The organism is Pseudoalteromonas sp. SA25 (assembly GCF_011378705.1).
Taxonomy (GTDB): Bacteria; Pseudomonadota; Gammaproteobacteria; order Enterobacterales; family Alteromonadaceae; genus Pseudoalteromonas; species Pseudoalteromonas arctica.
In genome coordinates this window covers 1-19,295 of sequence record NZ_WTKV01000023.1, presented here as the reverse complement: position 1 = coordinate 19,295, position 19,295 = coordinate 1, and the positions used below count along the sequence as shown (strand labels likewise).

The window sequence follows — 19,295 nt, the reverse complement described above, 5'->3', positions numbered from 1 at the left end:
ACTGCGCTGCAATTTACAATACTTGCTATAACACGCGCGATTGCGTGCTCCATTTATGGATTATCGCGCCCATTTGATTGATTAGGAATTACCCCATGTTAAGTTTCCAAGGCGAACATATACTGTCTGTAAATCAGCTAGACAGAGACTGCATTGAACGTATTTTTGCAGTAGCTAAAAAAATGGAGCCTTATGCTAAAAAACAAAAGCAAACAACGGTGCTTAAAGGCGCTATTTTAGCTAATTTGTTTTTTGAACCAAGTACTCGCACGCGAGTTAGCTTTGGTACAGCCTTTAACTTACTAGGCGGTGGTGTACGTGAAACTACAGGTATGCAAAGCTCAGCGCTTGCAAAAGGTGAATCACTTTACGATACCGCGCGCGTTATTTCAGCTTACGCCGATGCTGTTGCTATGCGCCACCCCGATGCAGGCTCAGTAAGTGAATTTGCTGATGGCTGTACTGTGCCAGTTATTAATGGCGGCGACGGCCCAAATGAGCACCCGACTCAAGCATTACTTGATTTATTAACCATTGAGCGTGAATTACACCGTTTTGATCAAAATATTGATGGCATGCATATAGCGCTTGTGGGTGATTTAAAATATGGTCGCACAGTGCATTCTCTATCAAAGCTATTGTGCCATTATAAAAACGTAAAGTTTTCGATGGTCGCGCCTGATGGCCTACAAATGCCAACGAGCATTTTAGATGCCGTAGAAAATGCAGGACACAAAATTGAGCTAGTGAACAAGATGGAAGGTAATTTAGCCGCCGATATTGTCTACCAAACACGTATTCAAGAAGAGCGTTTTCCTTCACAAGAAGAAGCAAATAAATACCGTGGCGGTTTTAGAATTAGCCAATCTATTTACAGCGCTCATTGCAAACCTAACTCTGTATTAATGCATCCGTTACCACGTGATAGTCGCTTAGAAGCCAACGAGCTTGATAACGACTTAAACAGTAACGACAATTTAGCAATATTCCGCCAGGTACAAAATGGCGTATTAATTCGTATGGCACTGTTTGCTTTAACACTCGGCGTAGAAAATAAAGTCGATAAGTATGAAGTGGACGTACCTTGGTTTAGCCGCAAACGCGACAGCTAAACCCTCTTTAAGTGACAATTTATAGGATTTTTCATGACAATTAGCCAAGACTTATTTGAACGCGCTCAAGCCTCTATTCCAGGTGGCGTAAACTCGCCAGTTCGTGCTTTTAACGGTGTAGGCGGTACGCCGCTATTTATTACAAAAGCAGAAGGCGCGTTTACATTTGATGCCGACGGTAATCGTTACATTGATTATGTTGGCTCTTGGGGGCCTATGATCATGGGCCATAACCACCCTGCAATTAAACAAGCCGTGCACGAAGCAGTAGAAAATGGCCTTAGCTATGGCGCGCCAACTGAAGCCGAAATACTAATGGCTGAAAAAGTAAAAGAGCTGGTTCCATCAATCGAAAAAGTACGCATGGTTAGCTCAGGCACTGAAGCAACAATGAGTGCAATTCGTTTAGCACGTGGCTTTACCGGCCGCGATAAAATATTAAAATTTGAAGGTTGTTACCACGGCCATGCTGACTCGTTATTAGTTAAGGCAGGCTCTGGTGCACTAACAATGGGCGTACCTAATTCTCCTGGTATTCCTGAGGACTTTGCTAAGCATACACTTACTGTATCGTTTAATAACCTAGATGAAGTAAAAGCTATTTTTGCAAAATATGCTGACGAAATTGCCTGTATTATTGTAGAGCCAGTAGCCGGTAACATGAACTGCATTCCACCAGTGCAAGGCTTTTTAGAAGGTTTGCGTGATGTGTGTGACGAATATAAATCAGTACTTATTTTTGATGAAGTAATGACGGGTTTTCGTGTTGCACTTGGCGGCGCACAAGCGTATTACAACATTAAACCAGACCTTACGTGTTTAGGTAAAGTCATTGGCGGCGGCATGCCCGTTGGCGCGTTTGGTGGTAAAACCGAAATAATGGATTACATTGCGCCTGTGGGCCCTGTTTACCAAGCGGGTACTCTTTCTGGTAACCCTATTGCGATGGCTGCAGGTTTAAAATCACTTGAGCTATTATGTGAGCCAGGTCTACACGATAAGTTAGAAGCAACGTCTAAAGCAATTTGTGAAGGCTTTGAAGCTGGCGCTAAAAAAGCAGGCATTGCATTAACAACTAATTATGCTGGCGGCATGTATGGATTCTTTTTTACTGATGCTGAAAAAGTAACGACATACAAACAAGCTACTGAATGCGACCTAGAGCGCTTCAAACGTTTTTTCCACCTTATGCTTGAAGAGGGTGTGTACCTTGCTCCATCAGCATTTGAAGCTGGTTTTGTATGTGCTGCGCATACTGAGCAAGAAGTAAAAGAAACAATAGCGGCAGCAGAACGCTCGTTTGCTAAACTTTAAGTTAAAATTACTTTTTATATTTTATAAGCGCTTGTTTTTACAGTGTGTAATTAAGACTAAAGATTGAAAAAAGCCCGAAAGGGCTTTTTTTATTTGTAAAGTACTATAAATGAATGATAATTAAGCATAACAAGGTCTATTCACCTTTACCCTAATTACAAAAATACAAGAGAGCCTTATGTCAGGATTACGCCAATTTTCTTTTCCCGCTATCCAGCTAATGGCAAATTTAAAATACAAAACAAAAATAAGCTTAATGTTTGGAATTTTACTCGTTCCTCTTGCACTTAGTTTGTTTTTTTTAGTCTCATTATTAAGTGAAAGTATCGCTGTTTCAAAAATGCAGCAACAAGGTTTAAAAGGCTACAGGTCAATACTCTCAAATCAAATGCAGGGGGAAGCAAATCAAAATATAAAAATAGCTCGCTCACTCGGTTTTGATATAAAAGACACACAAGCAAATGATGTACTTGAACTTGTTTCTATTCAGTCTAACTTAGCATTAGATAGCCAGTTAGCTAGTGCTTATGTAAACCGCTCTTTAGTCACGCCAATTCCTGCACTTATAATGCAAATAAACTCGACAGCGCAAAGCGCAAACACTGTTTTGGCAAGTAATCGTTTTACGCCAGATACGTTTATAGCACTTTCAAATTTTAGTAAGTCACTTCCTTTATACGAAAAACAACTCGATAAAATACTCAATGTAGCCACCAATGCAGACAAGTCAGTAAATAAAGCGCTCATGCCCTCGTTAGATAATTTACACAGTGCTGTTGGCGCATTTAAAAAAGCGATAGATGAAAAACTACTTGAGCCAGACGATATTTTATTAACTCAATCAGAATTTACTAAACTAACAAACAATGTTCACAGCAGTATTAATCAACTTGTTAGTAAGAGTATTCCAACGCTTGAGAGCCTTATTGAAGCAAAACTGCAAACTCAACAGTGGACTCGAAATCTTGTTTTAGCCGCTTCATTGATTAGTTTGTTATTTGCATTTTATTTAATGATTGGTTTTTATTTTGCAGTTGTTGATACTATTAATCGCTTTGCTGATGCCGCTAACAGAGCCGCGAATGGCGACTTAAATGCCACTATCGATTCGAGTACTAATGATGAAATGGGAATTATTGCATCGCGCTACAATGCATTACTTAATGCATTTTCACATTTATTATTTGATGTTAAAGCAAGTACAGAAGAGCTATGCGGCGCAACTAAATCGCTATCACACGCGAGTAGCCAAACAAGCAATGATGTTTCAAAACAGCAAATTCGAGTAAATGCCATTTATAATGCACTCAGCGAAATGGCTCAAAACGCACTTGCTGTTGAAGAGTCAGCGCATCAAGCAACGCTTACTGCGCAAGATGCTGCTGCGCATGTAAAGCAAGGTTCAGACAATACAATGGAGCTTGCTAAATATATGCAAGATCTACAAATTGAATTTGCAGAGAGCCAACAAGCGCTCGATAAGCTAGCACAAGATAGCCAAGAAATTAGCAAAGTTAGTAAAGGTATTAGTGAGATAGCCGATCAGACAAACTTGCTTGCACTAAATGCCGCTATTGAAGCTGCACGAGCTGGCGAGCATGGTCGAGGCTTTGCCGTTGTAGCTGATGAAGTAAGAACTCTTGCTCAGCGTACACAAACACAAACCCAAGAAATTCACCAAATTATTAGCTCCTTACAACAAGCATCTGACGACACTCAGCAAAAAATGCGTTCAAGTGTTGAAAAAATGGAGCAATCGGTAAAAGCAGCCAATCAAACCAATGAAGTATTGCAAAGCGCAGAGCAAAGTATGGGCGACATTAAACATCAAGGTGAAGTTATTGCAGAGCGTGTTAAACAGCAGTCAAATGCGACAACACAAGCATTGAATGATTCGCAAGAGGTGAGTAATTTAGCAGATCAAACGCTAACATCAGCTCAATCAACGCTGCAAGATGCACAACAGCTAAGTCGCTTATCTAATGATTTAACCAAATCAATGCAGTTTTTTAAATCTTAAGCGTTAACTACAACTTACAACAAAGCCGCTAAATAAGCGGCTTTGTTGTTTAAAGTAATCTTAAATTAACGAATACATTGTGGTCTTGGCTCAAACTCACTCGCTCTAAGCGGTAGCTGAATCACCTTGCCACATCCTGGTGGTGCCTGCTTACCCGTTTGCTCATTTACAAATGCCCAGCGTATTGATGGAGGACGCGTATCAGCTATTGCTTGTGGGTTAAGTGGCTTTAAGTAACGAATATACGCTTCTAATGCGCCCACGCTGCCTGTTAAACCCGTGCTTTTGTTGTCGTCTCGACCAAGCCACGCTACCGTCACTGTATTTTGATCAAAGCCTGCAAACCAACTATCACGTAAATCGTTACTAGTGCCTGTTTTACCTGCTAGTTGGATTGATGGGAAGTGTAAATTTAAGCGTTTAGCAGTGCCGTCTTTCGTTACGCGTTTCATCGCGTATTTAGTCATATACATTGCAGATTTATCAAAACGAGGCTCTGCATTTACTTTATGCTTATAAAGTACTTTACCAACCGAGTCAGTTAATGCCGAAATTGCAGTAAGCTTTTTATATTCGCCATCTGCAGCAATTGTCGTATAAAGCTGAGCAACTTCAAAACTCGACATTTCAACAGCCCCTAAAAGCAACGATGGGTATTCGTTTATCGCCCCTTTAGCGCCTAATCCTTTTAGTGTTTTCGCGACTTTATCAACACCTACATCGAGGCCTAAATTAACCGCTGGAATATTAATACTGTTACTAAATGCTTTATAAAGAGGTATTGCACCACGGTATTGATGATCAAAATTTTCTGGTTGCCACACTTTTCCCTGCTCATTTGTAACCTGTACTGGCGAGTCATCAAGCAAAGTAGCTAAATTATAATGTGGTAATTGCAATGCGGTTAAATACACAGCAGGTTTTACCAGCGAGCCAATATTACGTTTTGTATCTAAAACACGGTTAAACCCTGAATAACGAACATCGCGCCCTGCAACAAGTGCAGATACACCGCCCTTTTCTACATTAACAGAGATCATGGCTGCTTCTAGTTTTTCGGTTCTAGGACGACTCTCCAAGTACGGTAAGCTCTTTTCAATAGACTCTTCCATTGCTGTTTGCTTTTGCAAGTCAAAATAAGTAAATACTCTTACGCCTGCATCAAGTGTTTGCTGATCTGGCAATAATTCATTTAATTCTCTGTTCACTAACTCTAAATAGCCTGGATATGATTTTTGTAAACTCGCTTTCATTGGCGCAATATCAATTGGGCGATTAAGCGATGCACGGTACTCTTTTGTGCTAAGTAGCTTGTTTTCAACCATAAGGCGAAGCACTAAGTCTCGGCGCTCCATTGTGCGCTCTTTATAGCGACGTGGGTTGTAATAAGATGGACCTTTAACCATTGCCACCAGCAAAGCAATTTGATCGTACTCAAGCTCATCTACCGGCTTTGAAAAGTAAAAGTCAGCAGCAAGCCCCATACCGTGCACACCTTGGTTGTATGACTGCCCTAGGTATACTTCATTTAAGTAAGCTTCTAATATCTGATCTTTTGAATAACGATAATCTAAAATAAGGGCAATAAAGGCCTCATTTATTTTTCGTACTAAAGAGCGCTCACGTGTTAGGTAAATATTTTTAGCTAACTGCTGAGTAAGCGTACTACCACCTTGAACGGTGCGCCCCGCTTTAATATTAGAATAAAGCGCGCGTAAAATAGAAAACACTGATACACCATGATGTTCGTAAAAATCACGGTCTTCGACTACCAATAGCGTATCTTTTAGCATTGCTGGAAACTTATCTAGTGGTACAAATTCTCTATCTTGTTTAGAGTCATTACCAATACGCGCTATTTGCACAGGCTCTAGACGAGCTGAATTTAAACGCCTACCAAACTTATCTTTAATGGTCGCAACTTTTTGCCCTGCAAAGCGAAGTTCAATAATATGTGATTCTTCAAGGCCATCATAAAATTCAAAATCACGACGATAAATCTTGATGCTATCTGCTGTTTTAACAAACTGCCCTGTGCGGCTTAATCTATTAACCGATGAATAATTTAAACGCTCTAGCTCAAACACTACTTCCTGGCTTGATAAAAATTGTCCCGGATAAAACTCCATAGAACGAGCATACACTTGCGCTGGAAGTTGCCATTTATTACCTTCAAATATACGCGTTGTTTTTGAATCTAAATAAATGAAGTACATTGCCATTGCAATAAAAACAGCCAAGCTTAGTTTCCAAAACACTGACCATGTTTTTCTCATAAAAGAGCGTTTAACAGTGGTTTGCACTGTTTTTTTACTGCCCTTTGAGGTGCTTTTTTTTGTTGTGCTTGACGATTTACTTGCACGTTTAGCTGCAGGTTTACTGGTAGGTGTTTTTTTATTGTCGGCCATTTAAGTGTAATTTATTCCAAGGGTTATTCACGAGTGTGAGCTTAGCATATTGGATATATCCTAACATCCGAAAAGTTAACCCCCCCTGAAACAAAAAAAGCCCTACCGAAGTAGGGCTTTGTGTAAACACACTATTATTTAAATAAACTATTAGCTATTTCGAACAGAAACAAACTCTGGGTAGGCTTCAATACCACAATCGTGTTGATCCATACCGTTTAGTTCTTCTTCTTCGGTTACTCGTATACCCATTGTTTTGTTAAGCACAGTCCAAACAATAAATGATGCTACAAATACAAAGGCAAGAATACATACTAGACCCGTTAACTGATTAACAAAGCTTGCGTCACCATTGGTTAGCGGTACTAACATAATACCTAATGCGCCACACGTACCATGAACAGAGATAGCACCCACTGGATCGTCAATCTTAACTTTATCAAGTGCTATGATACTAAATATAACAAGTGCACCACCAAGTAGACCAAGTAGACATGCCATTAATGGTGATGGAGATAGAGGGTCTGCTGTTATAACAACTAAGCCAGCTAATGCACCATTTAAGACCATTGTTAAATCTGATTTACCCCAAAGTACTTTACATACAAACAGTGCTGCAATAGCACCCATTGCAGCTGCTGCATTGGTGTTAAGTAATATTTGGCCTACTGCAGTTGCGTTTTCTTTATCCGAAAGTAGTAATTGAGAACCACCGTTAAAGCCAAACCAACCCATCCATAAAATAAATGTACCTAGTGTAGCAAGTGGTAAGTTTGAACCTGGAATTGGGTATATTTCACCGTTCTTACCATATTTACCTTTACGAGCACCTAGGATTAATACACCAGCTAGTGCAGCTGCTGCACCTGCGCCATGCACAATTGCAGAACCTGCAAAATCAACAAAGCCCATTTCAGATAAGAAACCACCACCCCATGTCCAGTAACCTTCAATAGGGTAAATAAAACCAGTTAGTACTACAGCAAAACCTAGGAAAGCCCACAGTTTCATACGCTCAGCAACAGCACCCGATACAATCGACATAGCGGTTGCAACAAATACTACTTGGAAGAAAAAGTCAGATTCTAAAGAATGGTCAGCATCGGCAGCTTGTGTACCAATTAAAGCGCCTATTGAAGGAATAAAACCACCTTCGGCATTGTCTACATACATAATGTTGTAGCCAACTAATAAAAACATCGTACATGCAATTGAATATAGCGCGACATTTTTAGTTAAAATTTCAGCTGTGTTTTTAGAGCGAACTAAGCCCGCCTCTAACATGGCAAAACCTGCTGCCATCCACATTACTAATATACCTGATATTAAAAAATAGAAGGTATCGAGTGAAAACTTTAGTTCTATTATTGTATTTTCCATGAGACCCCCTTAAATTGCTTCTTCGTCAAGTTCGCCAGTACGGATACGAACAATTTGATCCAAGTCGTACACGAAAATTTTACCGTCACCAATTTTACCTGTTGATGCAATTTTAGTGATTGCTTCAACAACGCGTTGACAATTTTCAGTACGAGTTGCAATTTCAAGTTTGATCTTAGGAATAAAATCTACTTGGTATTCTGCACCACGATATAACTCAGTATGACCTCGTTGACGTCCAAAACCTTTAACATCAACTACTGTCATCCCCTCAATTCCTAAATCAGCGAGTGCTTCACGCACGTCGTCTAATTTAAATGGTTTTATGATTGCACTAATCATTTTCATAGCGGCCCCCTCGGACTCTTTATTGTTATCCTATTGGGTTAAACAATCCAACCTTTGTGCCACTATTTTATATCAATTAAAAACAGCCACTTAGTAAAAAACACAAACTCAAGATCAAAAAAAACGCACCAATTAGGTGCGTTAATTTAACAAGTCAGCTACATTGGTGCGTACTATATCTCTATATATTTATCACGTATCTAGCTTTGTTTAAGAAGGGTTATACCACGCAGTTTCTGCCTTGGTTTTTAGCTTCGTATAATGCTTTGTCAGCAACACGCATTGCCTGCGTTAAGCTAGTGTCTTGAAAGTCAGCCAAGCCTATACTCGTGGTAATTTTAATTGATTTATCGCTAATAGAGAAATCGTAACTAGCCATCTTTTTCCTAAATGCTTCAAAGTATTCACGACCGCGTTCTAGCTCTATTTCAGGTAATATTATGGCAAACTCTTCCCCGCCAACCCGTGCAACCGTAAACTTTGAAAACGTAGATCGGATTAATGAACCAACCTGCTTTAAAGCCTGATCGCCGCCTTCATGGCCTAATGTATCGTTAATGTTTTTGAAAAAATCGATATCAAGCAATGCCAAAGTATTTTTCTGGTTTTTACTTTTAAGGAGCTTTTCTGCATATTGATAAAAGTAGCGTCGGTTATGAAGCCCTGTTAAGTGATCCCTATGTGCGCTTTCTTTAATATCTGAAATTAACGACAGTTGCTCCATTGTTTGAAGTACTCGACAATGAAACTCTTCATTCATAAATGGCTTTGTTAAAAAGTCATTGGCGCCGTATTTAATAAATCGTGCTGATAGGCCATGCTTTCCCGCGCCCGATAAGCCAATAATTGCTAAGTCGTCTCGGCCTCTAAAATTACGTACCGCTTTGACAAGTTCAAAGCCATCCATAGAGGGCATAGCGTAGTCGGTCATAAGTAGCTTTATATCAGGATTAGCTTTTAATATTTCGAGTGCTTGTTGTCCATCATGGGCATCTGTTACATCAAACAATTGCTTTTCTAGCATTTGCTTCATTAACGAGCGACTTAGTAATGAGTCATCTGCTATTAGTGCTTTACAGCCTTGATTTCTGAGTAATTGCGCAACGAGCTTAACGGCATAATGGTAAGAATCGCGATTATCTTTAATAACATAATCAACTACGCCCAATTCAAGCATTTGTTGGCGCTTGTACTCATCTATTTTTGAGGTTAAAACAACCGTAGGAATTTTTTTAGATAAAGTATATTTTGCAACTTCACCGTGCGGAGCATCGGGTAGAGTTAGATCAACTAACGCAAGCGTATAATCGTGCTTTTCTACATAGGTTACGCATTCTGCTAGAGACCAAGCAAAATCAATTGCTACATCAAGGTATTGTGCAGTTAAGTGGCGAAGCACCTGCTGCACTACTTTACTGTCTTCAACCACTAATACTCTTTGCATAAAGCTTCTCTTTACCTTTAATTAATTTTGTAACAAAACGACAAATACAACGCTATTACTGCAATAGCATTAGCCATAAACATCCGGTGTAGAGTGCACTTATGTGCTTGAAAGCGTAATCCATTAGATTTTTTTGGTGATAGCTTGTATATAAAATCAATACAAGTAGGCCCGCAATATACCTGAATTCTGTGATTAACTAAATAAAGAAACCAAATCCCAAATAACTATAAAAGTGGTTAGCACGCATCTCTAAGCGCATTAATACCTTACTTAACTAGTATTATCGGCCACTAGTCTCAATACTTTTGTTATTTAACTCATTAATGTCTTTAATGGTGTATCAACAATAATAAGGACACCTAATGAAGCTTAGTCGTATTATCAGTTTACCGATAACCGTTATTGCATTAATAATCAGTACAAGCACGCTTGCCGATAACCAACGTCGTATTGATGTAGACAGCAAAGTTGTTACTCAACATAAAGCTAAAATCAACGGTCAACGCTTTAATTACACCGTTGCCACAGGCACACAACCTGTATGGGATGATAAAGGCGACGCGATTGCGACATTGCAATACACTTACTACACACGCGACAAAGTTGACGACAGGACAACTCGCCCATTACTTATTTCATTTAATGGCGGGCCAGGTTCGGCTTCTGTATGGATGCACCTTGCTTATACTGGTCCTCGCGTATTAAAGATTGATGACGAAGGCTATCCAATTCAACCTTATGGCGTAAAAGACAACCCATATTCTGTACTTGATATTGCCGATATTGTTTACGTAAACCCTGTAAATACTGGCTACTCTCGCGTACTTGAAAACGAAAAAGGCGAACTTCCTTCTAAAGCAAAACAAAAAGAGCTATTTTTTGGTGTTAATGCCGATATTAAATACCTTGCAGAGTGGTTAAATACTTTTGTAAATAGAGCTGAGCGCTGGCGATCGCCTAAATTTTTAATTGGTGAAAGCTACGGTACAACACGTGTATCGGGTCTTGCTCATGAGCTTCAAAATAGTCAATGGATGTACATAAACGGTGTTGTTCTCGTATCACCCACTGATATTGGTATTAAGCGCGACGGCCCGATTAAAGCCGCTAACCGCCTACCTTACTTTGCAGCGACTGCTTGGTATCACAAAGCACTTAAAGCCGATTTACAAGCTAAAGATCTAGATGAGTTATTACCTGAAGTTGAAGAGTTTACTGTAAACGAGTTAATCCCAGCGCTTGCTAAGGGTGGCTTTATTAATGCTGAAGAAAAACGTCGAATTATTACAAAAATGGCACACTACGCTGGCTTATCAGAAAAGTTTGTTGAACAAAATAACTTGGATATTCCAACTCAATTTTTCTGGAAAGAGCTACTACGTGAACGTGGTCAAACTGTGGGTCGCTTAGATTCTCGTTATTTAGGAATAGATAAACGAGGCGCGGGTGAATCCCCAGACTACTGGGCTGAACTTACCTCTTGGTTACACTCTTTCACTCCTGCAATTAATCACTACTTACGTGAAGAGCTAAACTATAAAACAGATGTAAAATATAATTTATTTGGTAATGTTCACCCATGGGATAGAACCGGTAATAATACGGGCGAAAATCTACGTTTAGCAATGGCGCAAAACCCTTACTTAAACGTGATGATTCAATCAGGATACTTTGATGGTGCAACCAATTACTTTGACGCTAAATATACGTTATGGCAATTAGACCCAAGCGGTAAAATGAAAGACCGTTTGAGCTTTAAAGGCTACAGAAGTGGGCATATGATGTACCTTCGCCACGCTGACTTAGAAAGCTCTAATAACGATTTACGTGACTTTATACAGGACACTTTACCTAAGAAAGGGGAAGCGGCTAAATACTAAAATATTTAAAACATAAAATGGCTCTTTATGAGCCATTTTTTATGTGCGTTTTTCATATCGTAAACAATAGCTTTTAAGTTGCGTTACTACATCGTTAAAGCATACTTCAAGCTGCTGTATATATTCACCTTTAACTATTTCACTCTCTGCATGTGTTTCTATCTGCTGGCATATATTTGCCAACTCAATAGCCCCCACAGACTTTGAAGACGATTTTAATGCATGGGCCTGAAAAGCCAAATCAACATAATTTTTACTCTTAGCATACGCATTAGCTAATTTAATTTGCTCCCCTGCCGTTTGTAAAAACGCATTAAACACCATGCAGTGCACAGTAGGATCATCACCAAGCATTGCTTTTAATAACGTGATATCTAGTTGATCAAAACTATCTGAAGCTATATTTTCACCATCAGATTTTTCTGATCGCGTGTTGACCACTGTTTGAGAGTGCTCCATCAATAACGACTTTAATTTAACAAGCTCAATGGGCTTGGTTAAAAAGCCGTTCATTCCACAATCATAACAATTATCTATATTGTTTTTGGTAATGTTGGCCGTAATTGCAATTATAATAAGTTTATCAAAATGAGTGTTTTCGCGTATTTTTTTGGCTAACCCTAACCCATCGAGTAAAGGCATTTGAATGTCGGTTAGTAAAATATCGAAGTGTTTATTTTGCAGAGTTTCCCAGGCTTGTTCCCCATTACTTACAAAAGTAGAACACACTCCAAGCATGGTTAATTGCTGCCTTAATACTTGCTGATTTGTAACCTGATCCTCTGCTACTAAAACCTCAAGCGTAGGAAGAGTTACTGTATCTAAACTTTGAAGTGTTATTTGAGGAGATTGCACTTGTGCTGGCAAGTCAGTTTGCTCAAAGCTGTTAAAGTTTAGTGTAAAACAAGAACCTTTGTGCTGCTCACTTTGCGCGCTTAAAGAACCCTGCATACGCTCTACCAGCTGCTTAGTTATCACTAAACCAATACCCGTACCGTTTACTTTACTGGTTTCAGCTCCTAAACGGTCAAAAGGTTTAAATAAGCGAGAAATGTCATCAGGAGCAAATCCACATCCGGTGTCTGTTACATCTATTTCGCATTGTTTATTACTTAACACCCGGCAATTTATATTAATGCTGCCATTTGGTTTGTTGTATTTAATCGCATTTGAAAGCAAGTTAAGCATCACTTGTTTAAAGCGGCGCTGATCAATATAAATACTCAACCCTTCTAAGGACTCGAAACCTTGGGTATGCAGTGTTATTGATTGCCCTTTAACAAGCTCAGTGACAAGCTCTACTGACTCCTCTAATATGCTTTTAATAGGCACATAAGAAAAACTAAACTGCATATTACCCGACTCAATAGCGGTCAAATCAAGTACATCGTCTATAAGTAATAGTAAATGTTCTCCAGCTTGATAAATGCTCTTCGCGTTTTCTTTTTGTATTTTATTAGCACTTTCATCATATCCATACAGTTGGGCTAAGCCTAAAATTGCATTTAATGGGGTTCTTAATTCGTGGCTCATACTGGCCATAAAATCTGACTTTGCTTTACTTGCTGACTCAGCTTGAATTCGTAATACATTTAATTTTTGATGGTTATTAGCAACCTCATCAACCATGTTATTAAATGCACTTATTACACTGCCCACTTCGTTTTGTTGTTGTTTATCTATGTGGCAGTCAAAGTCACCTTTGGCTAAACGTGAAAACCCCTGTTTTAAAGTCCTTAAAGGCGACGTAACCCTGTAATCCACCAGCCAAGCTAAACCTATAAAAACGATAACTAAAATAATAAATTGTATATATATTAAGGTGTAATGAAGTTTTGAAGATTCGTTTATTTCATTCGTAAAATTAACAACCAAGCTAATATTAGCCAGCGGTTTATCTAAAAACACCACCTGCTGAGATAACAACATGTCACCGTTTTCATTTGCTCCAATCCAGTTTTCAAGCGGGTATAATTGGTTATTTGAATCCACATCAACAATTTTAATACTTTTCCAATTAGGGCGAGTTTGGAGTTGGCTGTCTATTTCTTCATACAGCTCTGCATACTGCCTAGTTAACAACGGAGTCGTTATAGAAGTCGATAACTGCGCTAAAGAACGCTGAGCAGCCTTTGAAAGCCCATCGTTTACCCAACGCGCTTGCTCAGGTAAGGCGTAAAACATAAAAAGACAGGCCATAAGCAAGCCACAAAGCAATACAACAATAAAGCTTTGTGCCCTCAGACTACGAAACCCTCTAATTTTCAACATAAAATGAGCGCAAGCCCCACTGAGTTAACTGCTGATACTCTGCTAAAGTTGCAATACTAGGTTTAATAATTGGGATACCTGCAAGTAAATGTTTATGATCTGGGCTTTGCCCAATATCTAAAATAGCTTGTTGCACTTTTAACTGTATTGCAGGGTCAACCCTTGGATGGGCTACAATTGGATGGCGACTAATTTCACGCGTTTTATAGAGAATTTTAAGCTTATTTTGTAAGCTTTCTGGTTGCTGTTTAAATGTGCCCATTACACCACCACCCGCCATTGTTGAATGCAGTGCTACATTTAAATATACCGAAGGGTGGGTTTGAACATATACAGGCTTTATTGTTAGCCCATACAACAACGCTAAGTCGGCTCTCATTAATAATGACGCACCTAATGCATTAGGTGCAGGGAATGCTATTTCGGCGCCCTCTAGTTGGCTTAAATTATCAATATTACTGTCTTTGTTTACGAGCAAAATACCTTGCAGCTTTCGCCCTGCATCTTTTATTAGTGGCAAATACCCCTGCTTCTCATATGCTACAACACTGTGCCATGGATTCATGTATGCAAAGTCGTACCCGCCATTAGCAAAGGCTTTTTCAAATACCGGAATAGACTCAACTGTAATTAGCTTTATTGATACCCCTGTTTGCTTACTTACTTGCTTTAACAAAGGTTGCCAAATAGCATTTAGCTTTTGCGGCTCATATTGCGGCACTACACCAAAAGTATATTCTTGAGCCAATAAGAGTGAGCTGTGCATCAAACATAATATAGCCACTAAATACTTCATCAATTCTCCAAATAATAGCGTGTCATTATTGCTTAAGCGTAGTTAAAGACTACTCAACACACCATAAAATTATTATATATTCGATATTTAGCACTGACCTACTTTGATTACAGGTCGTTTTGGAGTGTATTTTTATGTGTGAGCATATGATGTAAATTAATAAAGATGTTGTAAGTACTTTTTAGGCCGGCTTTATTGCTTAGCCAAGTAAGGATTGATCCATGAGGCAAAGCTGGTTGGTATTTCGCTCATCTGCACTTTTATTTCAAAAATATTATCACTGTGGCTTTGATAATACACACTTACGCCATTTTTGTTTTTATACAAATGCCATGTTGGCTCAGCGTAAGTGTTAAAACTAACTAATAAAAGAATAACGAATAAGCACTTTTGTAACTGAATTTCATTACAAAAGCGCATCATTTATTTTTGCCAGTAAGGTTCTATGTCAAATGAAGCAAGGCGACTTTGCTCCATCGCACTAACCAGATATTCAGACTTTTGTTCAAGCCATGACTGGATTTTAGCAAGCTGTTCGTCTTCTTGCCCAGCACATAACTGCTTTAAATACTCAAGCGTACTTAACTCATAAATACCATGAGAAATATCAAGCCAAGGCAATCTAAACTCTAGGCGTTCCTCTTTATCAAATAACGATCCTAAGCAGTTACCGCTCAGTAAACTATTTTCAAGTTGAGTGCGCAGGTTTAAATACGAAGCGACATCGAGTGTTTGTTCTTTAGGGAGTAATTCGTGCAGATTTTTCCAGTCTTTATTAAAAAGCCTACTCGCAATGGACGACACGTTTTGCTCAGCCGCTTGAAGCTCTATTTGCCCCCAATCTTTACGCCACTGTTTATCAATTAACCACGTAGTTAACGACAGTAATAAACGATTATAACGCGCGCTATGAAACAGTGCATTTATATCGTCAATGCTTGGCTGTAACTCTTTTAAATCACCAATGACTTGAGTAAGTGCTGGAGCAGCATTAATTTTTTTATAAAAAGCATGGCGTTTAGACGTGTACGTTTTTAATTGAATCGCGTTTTCTACCCACGCTAATTCGCTTAATAACCATTTAAGCTCTGTACGTAAATGTTCTGTACTTTCTTTGGATACTATATCGTCGTACAGCCAAAAAGTATGGCGTATTAGGCTAATGCCGTCAGTTACGCGTTTAAGCGTTTTTAAACTTGGCTTATCGAAATAGCATTGCTCATGCTTTTGCACAAAGCGAATGCCAAAGTTCATGGCTTCAACTAAAGCACGCTCTTGGGTAGTCGACTTTGGTAATTGAACAAAACCAATAGATTTGCTTGGTATTAAAGGTTTTTCATCTGCAAGGCGATAACCACGCGCGGCCTTAGAGTATAATCCTAAACGGATACAGTTCTGGCTAACCAGTACATCTGCAAACGCAAACAACTCACTACGACTGCCCTCAACAAGCTCAATTTCAAGCTCGCTAATAATTTCAATTTTACCCGAAGCCGCAATTTCACCTTTATCGAGTACAACTTCAATTTTAGCGCCACTTTCGGTTTCAATTAACCAAGTACGACGAATAAAGTTAGTACTAAATATTGGATACAAGTTTTTTGAGATTGCGCTTATTTGCATGCCATGAGGCCAAATATCAGCATCAAACGCCATTAAATTAGGGCGACTTGATTCAATTGGTAAATTGTACTCTGGACGTTGGTGTAAACCACCTACAACTTCACCTGCAAGCTTTATAGTTTGCTCGCATTCGCTGTCAGAACAGCGAGTTCTAAAGCCTATGTCAAGCGCTCTAAGCTCTCGGCTTGGCGTGTCGTAGTATGCATTTTGTAAGCTGCGTGACGGTTTATTCTTCACCGTTTTTGCAAATTGAGTAATTAACGAGGGGATCAGTGGAATAACGGCATCTGATACCAAAAATTTCAGTTCTATCTCAGTATCCATTCGGTTTGCGGATTACCTTTAAAATAAATAAGTGCTCAAAATAAACAAAGCACACTAACAATGCAAATTTTTTAGCCTTATTTTAGTGCCTGTTGACCTTTGTGGATTAAAATTCGTTCTATCTAGAGGCAATTTAATCGCGGGGCGAGGTTTGTAACCTAGTGGGCTAGGTAACTGCTACTGGGTTACAATATCAGTCTTGCTATTGAGCTATTTAATCCATACTATCTAACTACTTATGTGAAATGAAAATCACGTTCATAACGGACGCAGTTAGATCAACAAGGTAGATAAATGCTAAAACATTGTTTATTAGGGCTACTTTTAACAGCCACCACATTTATGAGTTATGCAGAAGAAGCAAAACCTGCAAATTCAACTAATGCAAACACCGCTTATATTATCGATAATTTATATACTTTTATGCGCTCTGGTGCGAGTAAGAATTATCGACTACTCGGCTCTGTAGATGCTGGAACAAAGTTAACCTTGTTATCTGCTGAAGAAAACGGCTTTATAAAAATTAAAGATGATAAAGACCGCGAAGGTTGGATAGAAACTAAGTTTGTTACCAAAACGGCAGGCTTACACCAACAGTACAAAACACTAAGTAGCGAAATGAGTACTATGCAAGAAAACCTGCGCCAAGCTCAAATAGAACTTCCGCAGCTACAAGAGCAAAACCAAACTTTAACTGATCAAAACCTGCAGTTATCGGCCCAAATTACTAAGCTTAAAACAACGCTAGAGCAAGAGCGCACCCAAAAGGAAGCTGCTAGCTCAAAAGAGAAGCGTCAGCTACTTACTTACGGTGGTGCTATTGCGTTTTTAGGCCTGTTTTTAGGTATTATATTAACGATAGTGTTGTCGCGTCGTAAGCGCTACGAAGGTTGGGCATAACCCTCCTTTCTATTGAATACAAAAAAGCCGCTTTATAGCTAACACCGATCAGTTAAGGTATTTTTGATCGGTTGACCGATCTTTTGGTTGCTTCACAATACCCTTATCATCTTTTGATTATGAGGGTATTTTTATGCTTAGTCATTGGTTACTTGATACGGATATATTCGCCACTCCTGACTCTTTATCTACATTTCAGAAACATATCCCTCTTGAGTGGATTTCTAATGTGCTCGAACAGACCGATAAAGCAAGTATTCGCAAACGTAAGTTACCTGCTGAGCTTGTCGTCTGGCTTATCATTGCAATGGGTCTTTTTCGCGACCGCTCTATTAGTGACGTTGTTGAGAAGTTAGATTTAACACTCACTGATACCCTGGGCGATACGGTTGCTCCAAGTGCTATTCCTCAAGCGAGACAGCGCCTGAGTAGCGACCCCCTCCAAGCCTTATTTCACCTATGTGCAGCCCATTGGACACAAGAAGAAGATGCTGATGATACGTGGTATGGACTCCGGTTATTTTCTGTCGATGGAACGCAATTTCGTGCACCCGATACACCAGCTCTTGCTGAGCACTTTCACTATATTAAGCACAGTAAAAACCGTCATACAGAATATCCTATTGTACGCCTATGCGCCTTAAGCTCCTTGCGTAGCCGGTTGATACACCACGTTGCCTTCGGGCCCAGTTATCAAGGTGAGGTGAACTACGCAAAGCAGTTATTTGGTCATGTAAGTGATAACAGTCTAACTATTTTTGACCGATGTTATCTCAGCGCTGAGCTACTGATTAATTGGCGTAAGCAACACCCACAGTCGCACTGGATGGTCCCGATTAAAAGCAACACGCAATACACCGTCATTGAATCTTACTCTGAGCATGACTTCAAAGTAGAGATGAGTGTATCTGCGCATGCCAGAAAACAAGACCCTTCGCTTCCTGAGTGCTGGCAGGCCAGACTGGTTCTTTATCCTGAGCCAATGGGGCCTGGAAAAATAAAAGGTCTGCTGTGCTCTTTGGATGATAAACAGGCTTTTGGTGCACAGGCCATTCTTGATGTCTATTTCGAGCGCTGGGAAATTGAAAATAGCTATGGAGAAATAAAACACCAGATGCTTGAGGATAGTATTCTTTTGCGTAGTCAGACTGTGGATGGAGTCAATCAAGAGCTATGGGGTATATTGCTAGCCTACAATTTAATTCGAGTAGAGATAAGTCGAATAGCCAAAGAGGCTAAAGTCTCCCCGCTGAGAATTAGTTTTGTCATGGCTTTGCGGGATATACAGGATGAAATACTCTGGTGTGCCATCGCTTCGCCAGGTTCAATTCCAAAGAAATTAAGGGCAATGCGAGAACGAGTGAAACGTTATATTCTTCCAGAAAAAAGAAAACGGCCCAAAAGTAGGACCGTTCGAATTTCAAAAACTCGGTACACCATTAAGTCAAAGCATGCTTAACTGAATGGTGTTA

At 39.5% G+C, this 19,295-nt stretch carries 14 protein-coding genes; 6 read left to right on the top strand and 8 right to left on the bottom strand.

Going from position 1 to position 19,295, the window contains the following annotated elements:
* Positions 1 to 95 precede the first annotated feature (95 nt).
* The 3 genes from GQR45_RS16825 (at position 96) to GQR45_RS16815 (ending at position 4,446) form a co-directional block, all read left to right on the top strand.
* Positions 96 to 1,112: an aspartate carbamoyltransferase gene (locus GQR45_RS16825; RefSeq protein ID WP_007584862.1), complete on the top strand. Its 1,017-nt coding sequence runs from the start codon at positions 96 to 98 to the stop codon at positions 1,110 to 1,112.
* A gap of 33 nt (positions 1,113 to 1,145) precedes the next feature.
* On the top strand, positions 1,146 to 2,426 hold the full coding sequence (gene hemL / locus GQR45_RS16820) for a glutamate-1-semialdehyde 2,1-aminomutase (RefSeq protein WP_010555199.1): 1,281 nt from the start codon (positions 1,146 to 1,148) through the stop codon (positions 2,424 to 2,426).
* A 178-nt stretch (positions 2,427 to 2,604) separates the two neighbouring features.
* Positions 2,605 to 4,446 carry a methyl-accepting chemotaxis protein gene (locus GQR45_RS16815; RefSeq protein ID WP_165726548.1) on the top strand — a complete coding sequence of 614 codons (1,842 nt, stop codon included), beginning with the start codon at positions 2,605 to 2,607 and terminating at the stop codon, positions 4,444 to 4,446.
* A 65-nt stretch (positions 4,447 to 4,511) separates the two neighbouring features.
* Here the strand turns inward: GQR45_RS16815 and mrcB are convergent, their stop codons facing one another.
* The 4 genes from mrcB to GQR45_RS16795 form a co-directional block, all read right to left on the bottom strand.
* Positions 4,512 to 6,854 carry a penicillin-binding protein 1B gene (gene mrcB, locus GQR45_RS16810; protein ID WP_165726547.1) on the bottom strand — a complete coding sequence of 781 codons (2,343 nt, stop codon included), beginning with the start codon at positions 6,852 to 6,854 and terminating at the stop codon, positions 4,512 to 4,514.
* Between the two features lie 150 nt (positions 6,855 to 7,004).
* Positions 7,005 to 8,234, bottom strand: a complete 1,230-nt coding sequence (locus tag GQR45_RS16805) for an ammonium transporter (protein WP_010555509.1) — start codon at positions 8,232 to 8,234, stop codon at positions 7,005 to 7,007.
* A gap of 9 nt (positions 8,235 to 8,243) precedes the next feature.
* Complete coding sequence (locus GQR45_RS16800; RefSeq protein WP_004587162.1) at positions 8,244 to 8,582, bottom strand: P-II family nitrogen regulator; 339 nt, start codon at positions 8,580 to 8,582, stop codon at positions 8,244 to 8,246.
* A gap of 220 nt (positions 8,583 to 8,802) precedes the next feature.
* A complete protein-coding gene (locus GQR45_RS16795; protein ID WP_010555508.1) occupies positions 8,803 to 10,026 on the bottom strand; it encodes a response regulator in 1,224 nt (407 codons plus the stop codon).
* Between the two features lie 365 nt (positions 10,027 to 10,391).
* On the opposite strand from GQR45_RS16795, the gene GQR45_RS16790 reads away from it, so the two are divergent.
* Positions 10,392 to 11,909 (top strand): carboxypeptidase, encoded by a 1,518-nt coding sequence (locus GQR45_RS16790; protein WP_165726546.1) that lies wholly within the window; start codon positions 10,392 to 10,394, stop codon positions 11,907 to 11,909.
* A gap of 39 nt (positions 11,910 to 11,948) precedes the next feature.
* Here the strand turns inward: GQR45_RS16790 and GQR45_RS16785 are convergent, their stop codons facing one another.
* From GQR45_RS16785 to GQR45_RS16770, 4 genes are all read right to left on the bottom strand, one after another.
* On the bottom strand, positions 11,949 to 14,180 hold the full coding sequence (locus GQR45_RS16785; RefSeq protein ID WP_165726545.1) for an ATP-binding protein: 2,232 nt from the start codon (positions 14,178 to 14,180) through the stop codon (positions 11,949 to 11,951).
* Complete coding sequence (locus tag GQR45_RS16780) at positions 14,167 to 14,976, bottom strand: phosphate/phosphite/phosphonate ABC transporter substrate-binding protein (protein ID WP_165726544.1); 810 nt, start codon at positions 14,974 to 14,976, stop codon at positions 14,167 to 14,169. Before GQR45_RS16780 ends, GQR45_RS16785 begins: the two co-directional genes overlap by 14 nt.
* 192 nt (positions 14,977 to 15,168) lie before the next feature.
* Positions 15,169 to 15,399, bottom strand: a complete 231-nt coding sequence (locus GQR45_RS16775) for a hypothetical protein (protein WP_240920263.1) — start codon at positions 15,397 to 15,399, stop codon at positions 15,169 to 15,171.
* A complete protein-coding gene (locus GQR45_RS16770) occupies positions 15,400 to 16,923 on the bottom strand; it encodes a CYTH and CHAD domain-containing protein (RefSeq protein ID WP_165726543.1) in 1,524 nt (507 codons plus the stop codon).
* 294 nt (positions 16,924 to 17,217) lie between these two features.
* On the opposite strand from GQR45_RS16770, the gene GQR45_RS16765 reads away from it, so the two are divergent.
* Both GQR45_RS16765 and GQR45_RS16760 read left to right on the top strand, forming a co-directional pair.
* Positions 17,218 to 17,823, top strand: a complete 606-nt coding sequence (locus GQR45_RS16765; protein ID WP_007584830.1) for a TIGR04211 family SH3 domain-containing protein — start codon at positions 17,218 to 17,220, stop codon at positions 17,821 to 17,823.
* Positions 17,824 to 17,956: 133 nt separating this feature from the next.
* Positions 17,957 to 19,282: an IS4 family transposase gene (locus GQR45_RS16760; protein ID WP_165725782.1), complete on the top strand. Its 1,326-nt coding sequence runs from the start codon at positions 17,957 to 17,959 to the stop codon at positions 19,280 to 19,282.
* The last annotated feature ends 13 nt before the right edge of the window (positions 19,283 to 19,295 follow it).

Bases quoted from the DNA above. Each gene is read 5' to 3' on its own strand.
- GQR45_RS16790 (WP_165726546.1), top strand. From the start codon at position 10,392: ATGAAGCTTAGTCGTATTATCAGTTTACCGATAACCGTTATTGCATTA.
- GQR45_RS16800 (WP_004587162.1), bottom strand. From the start codon at position 8,582: ATGAAAATGATTAGTGCAATCATAAAACCATTTAAATTAGACGACGTG.
- GQR45_RS16795 (WP_010555508.1), bottom strand. From the start codon at position 10,026: ATGCAAAGAGTATTAGTGGTTGAAGACAGTAAAGTAGTGCAGCAGGTG.
- GQR45_RS16815 (WP_165726548.1), top strand. From the start codon at position 2,605: ATGTCAGGATTACGCCAATTTTCTTTTCCCGCTATCCAGCTAATGGCA.
- GQR45_RS16760 (WP_165725782.1), top strand. From the start codon at position 17,957: ATGCTTAGTCATTGGTTACTTGATACGGATATATTCGCCACTCCTGAC.
- GQR45_RS16765 (WP_007584830.1), top strand. From the start codon at position 17,218: ATGCTAAAACATTGTTTATTAGGGCTACTTTTAACAGCCACCACATTT.
- GQR45_RS16780 (WP_165726544.1), bottom strand. From the start codon at position 14,976: ATGAAGTATTTAGTGGCTATATTATGTTTGATGCACAGCTCACTCTTA.
- hemL (WP_010555199.1), top strand. From the start codon at position 1,146: ATGACAATTAGCCAAGACTTATTTGAACGCGCTCAAGCCTCTATTCCA.
- GQR45_RS16775 (WP_240920263.1), bottom strand. From the start codon at position 15,399: ATGATGCGCTTTTGTAATGAAATTCAGTTACAAAAGTGCTTATTCGTT.
- GQR45_RS16785 (WP_165726545.1), bottom strand. From the start codon at position 14,180: ATGTTGAAAATTAGAGGGTTTCGTAGTCTGAGGGCACAAAGCTTTATT.
- GQR45_RS16770 (WP_165726543.1), bottom strand. From the start codon at position 16,923: ATGGATACTGAGATAGAACTGAAATTTTTGGTATCAGATGCCGTTATT.
- GQR45_RS16825 (WP_007584862.1), top strand. From the start codon at position 96: ATGTTAAGTTTCCAAGGCGAACATATACTGTCTGTAAATCAGCTAGAC.
- mrcB (WP_165726547.1), bottom strand. From the start codon at position 6,854: ATGGCCGACAATAAAAAAACACCTACCAGTAAACCTGCAGCTAAACGT.
- GQR45_RS16805 (WP_010555509.1), bottom strand. From the start codon at position 8,234: ATGGAAAATACAATAATAGAACTAAAGTTTTCACTCGATACCTTCTAT.